Annotated in this window: 12 protein-coding genes; 7 read left to right on the forward strand and 5 right to left on the reverse strand. The window is 71.9% G+C overall.

The window, feature by feature from the left end; genetic code table 11:
- Nucleotides 1-14 precede the first annotated feature (14 nt).
- Nucleotides 15-263: a hypothetical protein gene (locus HMPREF3099_RS12570; protein ID WP_141762153.1), complete on the reverse strand. Its 249-nt coding sequence runs from the start codon at nt 261-263 to the stop codon at nt 15-17.
- A 178-nt stretch (nt 264-441) separates the two neighbouring features.
- Complete coding sequence (locus tag HMPREF3099_RS12575) at nt 442-654, reverse strand: hypothetical protein (RefSeq protein ID WP_141494751.1); 213 nt, start codon at nt 652-654, stop codon at nt 442-444.
- Nucleotides 655-872: 218 nt separating this feature from the next.
- Here HMPREF3099_RS12575 and topA point away from each other — a divergent pair, with 218 nt between their 5' ends.
- Nucleotides 873-3746 (forward strand): type I DNA topoisomerase, encoded by a 2874-nt coding sequence (topA, locus tag HMPREF3099_RS11275; RefSeq protein WP_070706158.1) that lies wholly within the window; start codon nt 873-875, stop codon nt 3744-3746.
- Nucleotides 3747-3852: 106 nt separating this feature from the next.
- On the opposite strand, the gene HMPREF3099_RS11280 is transcribed toward topA, so the two are convergent.
- Nucleotides 3853-4938, reverse strand: a complete 1086-nt coding sequence (locus HMPREF3099_RS11280; protein ID WP_070706160.1) for a GNAT family N-acetyltransferase — start codon at nt 4936-4938, stop codon at nt 3853-3855.
- 234 nt (nt 4939-5172) lie between these two features.
- A complete protein-coding gene (locus tag HMPREF3099_RS11285) occupies nt 5173-5592 on the reverse strand; it encodes a type II toxin-antitoxin system VapC family toxin (RefSeq protein ID WP_070706162.1) in 420 nt (139 codons plus the stop codon).
- Between the two features lie 177 nt (nt 5593-5769).
- Between HMPREF3099_RS11285 and HMPREF3099_RS11290 the strand changes: the two genes are divergently transcribed.
- The 5 genes from HMPREF3099_RS11290 to HMPREF3099_RS11310 all read left to right on the forward strand — a co-directional run bounded on the left by HMPREF3099_RS11290 (nt 5770) and on the right by HMPREF3099_RS11310 (nt 9765).
- The gene (locus HMPREF3099_RS11290; RefSeq protein WP_070706164.1) at nt 5770-6603 is read left to right on the forward strand and encodes a MerR family transcriptional regulator; all 834 of its coding nucleotides are present in this window, start codon (nt 5770-5772) and stop codon (nt 6601-6603) included.
- 117 nt (nt 6604-6720) lie between these two features.
- The gene (locus HMPREF3099_RS11295) at nt 6721-7149 is read left to right on the forward strand and encodes a hypothetical protein (protein ID WP_141762154.1); all 429 of its coding nucleotides are present in this window, start codon (nt 6721-6723) and stop codon (nt 7147-7149) included.
- Nucleotides 7150-7226: 77 nt separating this feature from the next.
- Nucleotides 7227-7922, forward strand: coding sequence for an ATP-binding cassette domain-containing protein (locus HMPREF3099_RS11300; protein WP_168168533.1), 696 nt, complete (start codon nt 7227-7229; stop codon nt 7920-7922).
- Nucleotides 7919-9157: a hypothetical protein gene (locus HMPREF3099_RS11305; protein ID WP_070706170.1), complete on the forward strand. Its 1239-nt coding sequence runs from the start codon at nt 7919-7921 to the stop codon at nt 9155-9157. The genes HMPREF3099_RS11300 and HMPREF3099_RS11305 overlap by 4 nt, the downstream gene beginning before the upstream one ends.
- Entirely contained in the window at nt 9154-9765 is a 612-nt protein-coding gene (locus HMPREF3099_RS11310) for a hypothetical protein (RefSeq protein ID WP_141762155.1), read from the forward strand. The genes HMPREF3099_RS11305 and HMPREF3099_RS11310 overlap by 4 nt, the downstream gene beginning before the upstream one ends.
- Before the next feature lie 39 nt (nt 9766-9804).
- On the opposite strand, the gene HMPREF3099_RS11315 is transcribed toward HMPREF3099_RS11310, so the two are convergent.
- Entirely contained in the window at nt 9805-10983 is a 1179-nt protein-coding gene (locus HMPREF3099_RS11315; RefSeq protein WP_070706174.1) for a trans-sulfuration enzyme family protein, read from the reverse strand.
- A gap of 231 nt (nt 10984-11214) precedes the next feature.
- Here HMPREF3099_RS11315 and HMPREF3099_RS11320 point away from each other — a divergent pair, with 231 nt between their 5' ends.
- Nucleotides 11215-12519, forward strand: coding sequence for a polysaccharide deacetylase family protein (locus HMPREF3099_RS11320; protein ID WP_070706176.1), 1305 nt, complete (start codon nt 11215-11217; stop codon nt 12517-12519).
- Nucleotides 12520-12553 lie beyond the last annotated feature (34 nt).

Raw genomic sequence — 12553 nt, forward strand, 5'->3', positions numbered from 1 at the left:
CCCATGACCCACGCTCAACTCCGAAGAGCCAGATTGACCGTCGTCTCGATGCCTGCTCGGGCGGGTTGGAAGTCCACGTCGGTGGAGGCCACGTCCACGAGCGCCGAACGCCATGCTTGCTCGTCGGCCGAACTCACAGAATCCACGTGCCAGCGGTAGTCGGTGCGAAAAGAACAGCCTGTGTGTTCGTAGGCGGAGGCGGAATTGGTGGTGGGGGGCGGTGTCACACTCACGCTGCCCGCAGCGATGGCAACTGCGAGCATGCCTCTCATGCCTCTCATGCCTCTCATGCCTCTGGAGTGAACCGCGTCTCGCGAGTGAAACACGTCACACGGGGGAGCGCAAGGCTGTGGTGGGGTTCGACCAGGCGTCCGCGTCCAGTCGAGTGGTCACCTCAGCCCGAGGGGGCGGGGTGATGCCCGGGGCCACAGATGACCGTCTTCAGTCCGGAGGTCCGCCGTTTGGGCCGGATCTCCGGACCGCAGCCGGTCGTGTGCGCCAGTGGCCGGCGCGCGGGTCGACCTCGTGCAGCAGGGTGCGGTGCATCCGCAGGATGGCGGCGGCGTCCGGGACGTCCTCGGTGTCGGTGGCCTGCACCAGCGCTGTGGTGTTGTGTGCGATCTCCGTGGCGTTGCGCCGCGAGGTGTCGCCCACCTCGGCCGAGAGGATCGCCTACGTGTTGGCGGTCAGGTGCTGAATGCGGGACGACGCGGCGACCTCGTAGGCGTCCCGGCCCTCGCGCGTGGTGCCCCTGGGCCGGTCCCGGGCCTGCGACTACTACCCGCGGTCGTGGGCTACGGTGGCCGCCGTCGACCCCGGCGCCGCAGAGCGCTGACGATTCCAGCGCACGCCCGGTCGGCAGAAGGAGTCGCATGTCCCCGGCAGCCAAGGGCAGCAAGCTCGTCATCGTCGAGTCGCCCACCAAGGTCAAGTCCATCGGCCAGTACCTGGGAGACGAGTACCGCGTGGAGGCCAGTGTCGGTCACATCCGCGACCTGCCGACGCCCAGCGAGCTCCCCGCGGACATGAAGAAGGGCCCCTACGGCAAGTTCGCCGTGGACGTGGACAACGGCTTCGACCCCTACTACGTGGTGGATGCCGACAAGAAGAAGAAGGTCACCGAGCTGCGCAAGGCCCTCAAGGAGGCCGACGAGCTCTACCTGGCCACCGATGAGGACCGCGAGGGCGAGGCCATCGCCTGGCACCTGCTGCAGGCGCTCAAACCCAAGGTGCCGGTCAAGCGCATGGTCTTCCACGAGATCACCAAGGACGCCATCCAGGCCGCGGTGAACAACACCCGCGACCTCGACGACCGCATGGTGGACGCCCAGGAGTCGCGCCGCATCCTCGACCGCCTCTACGGCTACGAGGTCTCCCCGGTGCTCTGGCGCAAGGTCAAGCAGGGCCTCTCCGCCGGCCGCGTGCAGTCCGTGGCCACCCGTCTGGTGGTGGAGCGCGAGCGCGCCCGCATGGCCTTCAAGGTCGCCGCCTACTGGGACGTCGAGGCCGATCTCGCGCCGGCCGGCGACCGCACCTTCACCGCCCGCCTCACCAGCCTCGACGGCACCCGCGTGGCCACCGGCCGGGACTTCACCGATGCCGGTCAGCTCAAGTCCGGCGCCCAGGTGACCCACCTGCAGCAGGCCGATGCCGAGGCCGTCGCCACCGGCATCGAGGCCGCGGACGTGAGCGTCAGCGACGTCAGCGAGAAGCCGTACACCCGCAAGCCGGCGGCGCCGTTCATCACCTCCACGCTGCAGCAGGAGGCCAGCCGCAAGCTGCGTCTGGGCTCCAAGGACGCCATGCGCGTGGCGCAGCGCCTGTACGAGAACGGCTACATCACCTACATGCGTACCGACTCGACCACGCTGTCGCAGTCGGCCGTCACCGCCGCCCGCCAGCAGGCCCGCGACCTCTACGGCGCCGAGTACGTGCCGGACTCCCCGCGCCTCTACGGCAAGAAGGCCAAGGGTGCGCAGGAGGCCCACGAGGCCATCCGCCCGGCCGGCGACACCTTCCGCACCCCGGCCCAGGTGGCCGGCGAGCTGCGCGGCAGCGAGTACGCCATGTACGAACTCATCTGGAAGCGCACCGTCGCCTCGCAGATGGCCGACGCCAAGGGCTCCACGGCCACCGTCCGCATCGCGGCGCCGCTCAGTGGCGTGCAGGTGGGCGGCGAGGCCGTGAAGACCGCCGAGCTCACCGCATCGGGCACGGTCATCACCTTCCGTGGCTTCCTCGCGGCCTACGAGGAGGGGCGCGACGCCGAGCGCTACGGCGCCACCCCCGCCGAGGGGGGCAAGGGCAAGGAGTCCCGTCTGCCGAGCCTCTCCGCCGGGCAGGCGCTGGAGACCTCCCGCGTGGAGGCCCTGGGCCACGAGACCTCTCCGCCGCCGCGCTACACCGAGGCCACCCTGGTGAAGGCGCTGGAGGAGAAGGGCATCGGCCGCCCGTCCACCTACGCCGCGACGGTCGGCACCATCCAGGACCGCGGCTACGTGCGCACGCAGGGCAGCGCGCTGGTGCCCACCTGGCTGGCGTTCGCCGTGACCACCCTGCTGGAGAAGCACTTCCCCACCCTGGTGGACTACGACTTCACCGCCTCGATGGAGGAGGGGCTGGACCGCATCGCCGCCGGCGAGGAGGACCGGGTGGCGTGGCTCCAGCGCTTCTACTTCGGCGACGAGGCCACCGACGCGGCCGGGCTGCGGGCGCTCGTGGAGGACCTCGGCGAGATCGACGCCAAGGGTGTGTCCACCATCGACATCGGCGACGGCATCGTGGTGCGCGTGGGCCGCTACGGCCCGTACGTGGAGGAGGTGGCGCCGGCCGGCACCGACCCCGCCACGGGCGAGGTGCCCGAGGGGGCCGAGGTGCTCACCCGCGACGCCCAGGCGGCCACCGGGGACGCCGAGGAGGCCAAGCCGCTGCGCGCGAGCATCCCGGACGACGTGGCGCCGGACGAGCTGACGCCCGAGATGGCCCGCCAGTACCTCTCGGAGGCGGCCTCCGACGGGCGCGTGCTGGGCCAGGACCCGGAGACCGGCCGCGACGTGGTGGCCAAGACCGGCCGCTACGGCCCGTACGTGTCCGAGGTGTTCACCGACGAGGACGTGGCGCGCTTCGAGGCCGAGGGCAAGAAGACCACCGGCCGTGGCAAGGACCTGGTGAAGCCGCGGACCGGCTCGCTGCTGACCTCCATGGACGTGCGGACGGTGACGCTCGAGGACGCCCTGAGGATCCTCTCGCTGCCGCGGGTGGTGGGCGCGGACCCGGAGTCCGGCGCCGAGATCACCGCGCAGAACGGGCGCTACGGGCCGTACCTGAAGAAGGGTACGGACTCGCGCTCGCTGGCCAGTGAGGAGCAGATCTTCGACATCACCCTCGAGGAGGCCCTGAAGATCTACGCCGAGCCCAAGCGGCGCGGGCGCTCGGCGGCCAACCCGCCGCTGGCGGAGTTCGCCGAGGACCCGGTCTCGGGCAAGAAGGTGGTCATCAAGGACGGCCGCTTCGGGCCCTACATCACCGATGGCGAGACGAACGTGACCGTGCCGCGCTCCATGCGGCCGGAGGACGTCTCGGAGCTGCAGGCCTTCGAGCTGCTGGCGCAGAAGCGTGCCGAGGGGCCGAAGAAGAAGCCGGTGCGCAAGGCGGCGTCCAAGTCGTCCGGGAAGTCGACCGCGCGCAAGAAGCCGGCCTCCACCACCACCCGCACCGTGAAGGCAGGCACCCGCAAGAAGTCCTGAGGCGATGGGGCGCCGGGCGGCCCGCCCGGCGATGCGCTCAGCGCTCACCCGACAGGCGAACGTACGCACAGCGGACGGAAGGGCACCGCGCCCACCGCCGCCGGGTTCAGGGGAGCACGGGAGCGCCCTCGGGGAGCTCCAGCTGGTGGGCGCAGGTGGTCGTGGTCGGCCGGTACCCCAGCGACTCGTACAGCCGCAGGGCGTTGCTGGCGTTCTCCGTGTCCACGCCCAACCCGGCCGCCTGCATGCCGCTGGCCACGAACCGGCGCTGCTGCTCGCACAGGAGGGCCGAAGCCAGTCCACGTCCGCGGTGGCTCGGCAACACCCCGAGCAGGTCGGTGTACCCCTCGGTGAACCCTTGAGGTCCCCAGTCCTGCTCGTACGCCGCGCCGGTGGCGAACCCGACGAGCTCGCCGGTGGTCTCGTCCTCGGCGAGCACACACCACGCGGGACGGAAGGTCGACCCCTCCGTGATCTCGGCCCACACGCCCGGGGTCTGCTCGACGCTGCCCCAGTGCTCAGCAAAGGTGGCATTGCGCAGGGCCAGCACCTCGTGGCTGCGCATCGGGTCCCAGTCCAGCAGCCGGACGCCCAGCGGCACCTCCCCGATGCGGGGAACCACTGCCGCGATCGGCTCACCCTCGGTGTCCCGCAACGCCTGCAGCTCCACCAGGGGCGCGGTCATCTCGTGGAAGAAGCGGACCACCGGCAGCCCGGCTCTGTCGGCGAGCGCCCGCAGGTCCGTCTGCCCGACGGGGCAGTAGAGGGTCATCGCCAACGGACCGAAACCCGGCTCACGTGTGGAGCGGTCCCACTCGGCGGCGTGCGCCAGCTCCCACGCCAGGACCGCCCGGCCGATGCCGCGACCCCGCCACGCCGGGTGCACCGCGCCGCCCAGGTGACAGGTCCGCATCGACGTGACGGCCCGGTTCAGGCCGCTCCAGGCGACCGCGACCACCAGGCCGGCCTCGTCGTGGCCCACCAGCACGTCCTCCCCCGGACGGGACCTCTCGGCGTCCCAGTACTCCAGCAGTTCGGCCTCGGACCATCGCTCGGGATCGCCGTCATGCTCACGGGTGACGGCGAACAGCGCGTTGAGCGCTGCAGCGTCCTCGCGGGTGAACGGGGACCAGGTGAACCCGGGCAGGGCGTCCAGGGCAGCCCGGGCGGCGGACTTGGGTGGGATCTGCATGGGCCCATGCAAGCCGCTGTGGGTCCGCAGCGCCACCGGGTTTCGGGCCCGGAGGTGCTGACGCGGGGAGGGTGAGGAGGCACGGTCCGGGTCGTCGGAGGAGTGGCCTATCAGGTGATAGGTCGACCGCTGGGCAGGCAGGTGCCTGTGAATCGGTCGACCTATCGGGCGATAGGACACCCCTCCCGGGCAACACCCCTCGCTCACACGTGCTCCTCTTCAGAGGCCGCGGTCTCAGGCAATCCAGGGGTTGACCAGTTGCACGCCGGTGCCCTCGAAGTCCTTGGTGTTGCGGGTGGCCAAGGTGGCGTCGTGCACTCGGCAGACAGCGGCGATCTGCGCATCGGCTGAGCTGATGGGTGAGCCGGACCGGGTGTGGGCGCCCAGCACCTCTGCGTGTTCGCCGGCGGCCTCGGCGTCGAACGGGAGGATCGCCCGGGAGCCGCGGTAGGGCTCCAAGGCGTGGCGGGCCGCAGCGTCGAGCCCATCGCTGCGCCGCCCGTCCGGAAGCAGGGCCAGGCCTGCCAACAGTTCGGCCACGGTGATGGCGGTGAGCGCCACCTCGTCCGTGACCCCCTCAAGCCATGCCACGACCGACGGCTCCGGCGTGGGGCGGACCAACTCGGAGACGACGTTCGTGTCCAGGACGATCACTCGAACTCCACGACACGGGCCGGCTCTGTCCGGGCGGGGATGGGCAGGTCGTCCACGCCTCCGGCCTCCCGTGCGGCGTTCAGGAGGGCAATGCCGATGTTCGGGCGGCGGGCTGCGCTCGTCAGGATGTGTCGGAGCTCGGCAACACTTGACCCTCACGCGACGTGAGGCGGTGACATGGGTGCCATGACCGGATCGCAGAGGGACCAGCAGGGGTCCGACGACCTGACAGTCGGCCAGGTGGCCGAGCTCCTGGGCGTGACGGTGCGCACCCTGCACCACTACGAGGCAGTGGGCGTGGCCGGTGCATCGCACCGGACCTGGTCCGGCTACCGCCTCTACTCGCCCCGGGACGTCGCCCGCCTGGAGCGGGTGGTCTTTCTGCGACGCCTCGGCCTCTCCCTGGGGGAGATCGCCGCGGTGGCCGATGGGGGCGACGTCGCCACCCGCCTGCAGGCGCGCCGCGATGAGGTCATCCGACAGGTCGAGCAGCTCACCGGAGTGCTCGACGCGATCGACACGGCACTGGAGGCCGAGATGAACACCGAGAAGAACCAGTCCGAGAACCACGGCTACCGCATCAGCCGGGCCGAGCAGCGCGAGATCTTCGGCGACTCCTTCGCCACGGACCTCGACGACTACCAGGCCAAGGCCGAGCAGCGATGGGGTGACACCCCGGCGTGGGAGCAGTCCCAGCAGCGCACGCAGAAGTACTCGCGGAGCGACTGGGAGCAGGTGAAGGCCGAGTCCGACCAGATCCTCGCCGACCTCGCCGCCGCCCTGCGGGCCGGTGAGCCGGCCACCTCCACCCGCGCCATGGACGTCGCCGAGGCCCATCGGCAGCACATCACGCGGTGGTTCTACGACTGCACGCCGCAGATCCACCGCGGTCTGGGTGAGATGTACGTCGCCGACGCCCGGTTCACGAGGACCTACGAGGACGTCGCGCCGGGTCTGGCCGAGTACGCGCGCGACGCCCACGCGGCCAACGCCGACCGTCAGGCCAGCTGAGCCAGCGCCTGAGGGGCGGTGCCTTAGAAATTTCGGTTCTTGACAGGGGGGGTGGGGGGGGTTAGATGAACTTCATCACACATAGGATGGAATATGAGCTTTCGAGGTCGACGACGCATGGCCGTGTTGATGACCGCATGCGTGGTTGTATCAGCAGCGCCGGCTATGGCGGAGGGGTCTTGGTCCAGCTACTGGGATGATGTGTCACGCTTTATTCAGTCGCGGCGCGCCGAAAACAAGTTCAACGACCGAGACCTCGTCGTCTGGGCGGATGGGTGTAGCTGGGGCGACAAGAAGCACCACCCCTACTACGACCAGTACGACCTGAATCGGGTGAGGCTCCAGCTTGTGCGGGATAGACCTCTCTGGCAGGGCGGCGACGTGAAGTATGGCAACATCTGGTACAAGTGTGATGACTCCGTTTACCGGGAGTACAACCACGGCACGGTGACCGCCGGGGACATGTTCATCACCCTGACCGACTGGAACAACGGGGGGCAGTCTTGGCAGCGAGTGGACGTCCACCGATTGGGATTGAAGTACTGATGCCGGAGGCATCCCTGAGGGTGGGGTGCGCGGACCTCACGATCCGGCGAGGCCGCTGGCCTCGCCGGATCACGGTCGTGGAGGACCTTTCGTGGTCGATTCCGACCGATGGGCGCTCGCTGCTGATCGGCGCCAACGGTGCGGGCAAGTCGAGCCTCGTGCAGGCACTCGTCGGATTGATCCGGCCGAGCGCGGGTGAGATCCGGCGGCCCGTCCAGGTGGCCTACGTGCCGCAGGCCACGCAGGTGTTGCGAGGAGTCACGGTGGGCCAGCAGGTGGAGTACATCTCCTGGTTGGCAGGTCGTTCCGCCCGGCAGGCGCCCCACGCGGCCGCCGAGGCCTTGGCGACGGTCGGTCTGGCGGAACTCGCGAGCCGCCCCAGCCGGGAGCTCTCGGGCGGCCAGGCCCGCCGTATGGCCCTGGCGGAGGCCCTCGCGTCCCCGGGGGAGTTCCTCGTGCTCGACGAGCCGACGGTCGGTCTCGACCCGGTCCAGCGCGCGTCCTTCCACGAGGCGCTCGCTGCCACCGGCCGGCCGCACCTGATGACCACCCACCTGCTCGATGCGGTGACCGACGAGGTCGACCGCGTCAGCGTGATGGACGCTGGCCGCATCGTCTTCGACGGGACGCCGGCGGAGTTCCTCGGCGGTGCGGACCGGCGCATGTCCCCGGACGAGGCCTTCGTCCACCACGTCGGGGCCGGCTCCACTGCGCGGCGGGGTCTCGATGCCGTGCCCGAGGGCGTCACGCTGGTCGAGGACGACTCCGCATGAACGCGGGGGTCGTCCGCGGGGTCACTGCGTGGCCCGTCCTGCTCCTCCTGACCGCTGTCGTGGCGGCGCTGGGTCTCGCAGCGCTCCCCGCCCCCGGGTCCTACCCCCTGTTCAGCGCCATCGATGCCGGGGTGGCCGGAGCGCTGGTGCTGCCGGTCGTGGCGGCCGGGGCAGCGCTGGCGGCGGCGAGACTGCGTGGCGCCGGTGTGTTCAGGCACCGCGTCTCGGTGCGCCACTCGGGTGCCCAGTGGGCCCTGTGCGTCCTCCCGGCCGCAGGGGTGGGTGCCGTGGTGCTCGTGGTGGGCGCGGCCGTCCACGTCGGCCGCGGTGGTTCCTTCGACGGGTCCGTCCTGGAGGTCCTTCTCCCCCGGGTGGTGCTGTGCGGGGCGGTGGCCGCCGTGGGGGCCCTCCTCGGCCGACTGGTGCCGCTCCTGTTCGCGTTGCCCACCGCCGTCGCGCTGGGCTTCTGGGCCTTCGTCCTCCCCAACTCGATGGCCGACGGGCCAGTGCGCCTGATGGCGGGCCTCCCGGTGCGTTGCTGCGTGTCGCAGGTGGAGCCGACGACCGGGGCGTGGCTGGCCCACCTCCTGGCTGTCATCGGAGCCCTGGCGGTCGCGCTGGCCCTGTGGTGCCTCATCGACCGGGCGGTGCTCTCCGGCATCGCCCTGGTGGTGGCTGCCGTGGCCTCGATGGGGGCGGCATGGGGCGTCGCCCACGCCGTGCCCGGCCACGGGCTCGCCGTGCGCGACGACCCCGTCCGGTGCGAACAGGTGCAGCAGGGGACCCGTGCCATGGACCTGTGCCTCTGGCCGGAGAACGAGAGTCTCCGGCCCGCAGTGGCCGCGGACCTGCGCGAGGTCCTCGTCATCGCACAGGAGCACCGGGTGCCGGTCCCGGCGGGTGTCACGGAGTCGCTCGTGAACCTTCAGCCCGGCTACACCGAAGCGATCCTCGGCGACGAGGACCCGATGGCGCGTCGGATGGCGCTGGGTCTGGCGCTGGTGCCGCGGGAGGGGTGCGGGACGGAACGTCAGCCCTTCGGGGACTGGGGCGCCGTCGAGGCCGCGCCGTCCGCAGGAGACGTTCCGGACCGCGCAGAGACAGCGGCGTGGTGGGCGGTCCAGCTGGGCCTCCTGCAGGACCCGGACGAACCGGAACCCTTCCAGGGGGCCTCGGGCGATGAGGTGCGGGAGCGGGTCTCGACCGTCATGGAGTCGACGGGGTGCGCGGCGTGAGGGCAGCGCTGCCCTTCCTCCGGCAGCGCCTCCCGTTCCTCGCAGTGCTCCTGGTGGCGGTCGGGTGGCTGGCGGTGCTGCAGTTCCACGGTTCTGTGGTGCCCCTGCCCAGCTTCCTCTCCGGTGTGTTCCTGGTGGGTTACCTGGCGCCGAGCCTCGTGGCCGCTGGCATCATCGGGAGCGCCCAGGCCTCGACGGCGGCCCTCCACGAGTCCCTCTCACCGCGTCCGGTGGGATGGGCCGACCGTGGCTGGGTGCCGCTGTTGACGCTCCTCGCCGGAGGGAGCTGGCTCGCTGCGGCGTGGTGGGAGGCCATGGCCCCACCTGATGCGGTGGCCGCTGCTCGGAATCTCGTCGGCTTCGTGGGTGTGGCGCTGGTGGCCCGCCGCGTGGCGCCCGGTGCCACGGCTGCGGCTGCGCCGGTCTACCTCGCCGTGCTGGCGGCCGTGCTCGGCGCACCCCAGGTGGTCATCCTCTCGTGGGTGCATGCCGAGGCATCGGTCGTCTGGGCGGCCATGATGGCCGCGGCGTGGGGCGTCATCGGCTGGCTGGTCGGCACCGGGTGTGCGCCGCTGCGGGAGGCGGCGCTGCAGGGCATCGACCGCTGAGGGCGCGCCCGTGCGCCCTCAGCGGTCGGACGCCGACCGTCAGGCCAGCTGAGCCAGCGCCTGCTCGAGGTCGGCGATGATCGCCGCCGACGACTCCAGCCCCACCGACAGCCGCAGCACGTCCGCGGCGGGGCGGGCGTCCGGCGGCACCGGGCGGTGGGTGAGGGCCGCGGGGTGCTGCACCAGGGTGTCCACCCCGCCCAGGCTCACCGCGTGCACGATCATGCGGCAGGCCTGCGCCGTGGCCGAGGCGGCGTCGTACCCGCCGGCCAGACGGAAGGCGAGCATCGAGCCGGGGCCGCGCATCTGCCGGGCCACCAGCTCGGCATCGGCACCGGTGGCCAGGCCCGGGTAGAGCACCTCGGCCACCTGGGGCTGCCCGGCCAGCCACGCGGCCACCTCCTGCGCGGTGCGGGTCGCCGCCTCCACACGCACCGGCAGCGTCTGCAGCCCGCGGTGCGCCGTGTAGGCCACCTGCGGGGCCAGCAGCCCGCCGGTCACTGCGCGCACCTGGCGCAGGCGGACCGCCCACTCGGACGTGCACGCCACGGCTCCGCCCAGCAGGTCGCCGTGGCCGCCGATGGCCTTGGTGAGCGAGTGCAGCACCAGGGTCACGCCGTGGTCGGCGGGGTTCTGCAGCACCGGGGTGGCAAAGGTGTTGTCCACCAGCACCGGCACGTCGCCGGCGGCGGCCACCACGGCCTGCAGGTCCACCAGGTCGAGCGTGGGGTTGCCGGGCGTCTCGCAGATCACCAGCCCGGTGCGGTCGGTGACGGCCTCGGCCACCTCGTGCGGCTCGGCCCAGGTCACCTCGGTGCCCAGCAGGCCGGTGCCCAGGACGTGGTCGGTGCCGCCGTAGAGCGGCCGCACGGCCACCACGTGGGGCGTGCCAGCGGCCACGCAGGCCAGCAGCGAGGCGCTCACCGCGGCCATGCCGGAGGCGAAGGCCACCGCCTCGTCGGTGTGCTCGAGCTCGGCCAGGGCGTCCTCGAAGCGCGCCACGGTGGGATTCCACAGGCGCTGGTAGACCAGCGAGTGCCCCTCGCCGGGGCGCCCGCCGCCGGCGAGCTGCTCGTAGGCCTCGCCGCCGTGCTCCACGTCGGGCAGGGGGGAGGTGCTGGAGAGGTCGATGGGGGCGGCGTGCACCCCGAGCGCGGTCAGGTCGTGGCGACCGGCGTGCACGGCGACGGTGCGGGTGTCCGGGGTGGGCGTGCTCATGGGGGGTCCTTCCGAGCGGTGGGCGGCCTGCGCCGTGGTCTGTGTGCTACATCACAGTAGAGGTGTCCCGATGGGGGATTCCGGCGGGTCCCTCCGCTCTCCGGCGGGCGCGCCCTCGGTCACCTGGTGGGCGCACGGGGGATCCCCCCGTGGGCGGACATCCCGGCCCCGACCCCTTTCCTACGGTGCAGGGGCAAGGGGACCGACGAGCGCAAGGTGCAGGAAAGACCGATGGTGGGACGACTCGGCCGGGGTGCCGTGATGATGGTGGGACTCGCGACGGTGCTGGGGGCCTGCTCGGGCCAGCCCAGCGAGGAGGGGAGCGGGGGCTCGGCACCGGCCGATGCCGTCGGCACCCCCGCGGGCGGGACGACGGACGAGCCGTCGGGTGGTTCGGGCGACTCGAGCGACCCGGGCGCAGCCCCGTCCGGCAGCGCCGGCGAGGGGTCCGGCGGGAGCGGCGACGCCACCGGTGACCCGAGCAGCAGCGGCGACGACACGCACGGTGAGGCTCCCTCGCCCTCCAAGGCCCCCTCCGACCTGGCCCGCAAGGTGCCGGCCGGCGAGAAGCCGCCGCAGTTCGTGGTGATCTCCTGGGACGGCGCCGGGGAGACACCGCGCGAGAAGGGCGTCTCGCGCTTCCGCACCGCGGCGGACGAGTCCGACGCGCACATGACCTTCTTCCTCAGCGGCCCGTTCCTGGCCACCGGCGAGGAGGTGGCCGAGACCTACCGGCCGCCGATGCACCCCAAGGGCATGCAGCACATCCGGCCGCGCACGGCCCAGATGGTGCGGGAGACGACCCGTGAGCTCGCCGCCGCCATCGAGGCCGGCCACGAGCTCGGCACCCACTACAACGGCCACTTCTGCGGCCCCCAGGGCGGCGCCGACTGGTCGGTGGCCCAGTGGCACCAGGAGATGGACGAGTGGTACCGCTTCGTGGAGCGGTGGGAGGGCAAGACGCCCCTCAAGGGCGGCACGGCGCTGCCCAAGGGCATCGCCCGCAAGGTCCAAGGCGGACGCACCCCCTGCCTGGAGGGGCCGGAGAACGCGCAGAAGGCCGCGGCCGAGGACGGGTGGACCTACGACTCCTCCACCGTGGGTGCCGTGACCTGGCCGGAGAAGGCCAACGGCGTGTGGAACTTCCCGATCCCGTCGGTGCAGGTCCACGGCAGCGACGCCATGGGGCGCCGCTCGGTGCTGGCCATGGACTACAACTGGCTGTCGGCCTTCAACACCTGGGCGCCGGAGGTGTCCAAGGCCGAGCGCGGCCGGGTCATGGAGAAGACCTACGAGCACGAGCTCGAGCAGGCCCTGGAGGGCAACCGGGCGCCCCTGGTCCTAGGCAACCACCTGGCCGCCTGGGACGACGGCACCTATCTGGACGCCATGGAGCGCTTCACCCGCGAGCAGTGCCCCCGCGAGGAGGTGCACTGCGTGTCCTTCGCCGAGCTGGTGGAGTTCCTCGACGCGCAGGACCCCCAGCGTCTGGCGGCCTGGCGCACGGTGCCGCCGGGAGGCCGCGGCCGCTGGTGACGCCGCCCGGGCCGGCGGCGCTCAGTAGCTGCCG

The sequence above is a fragment of the Kytococcus sp. HMSC28H12 genome (assembly GCF_001816045.1).
In the GTDB taxonomy this organism is placed as follows: domain Bacteria; phylum Actinomycetota; class Actinomycetes; order Actinomycetales; family Dermatophilaceae; genus Kytococcus; species Kytococcus schroeteri.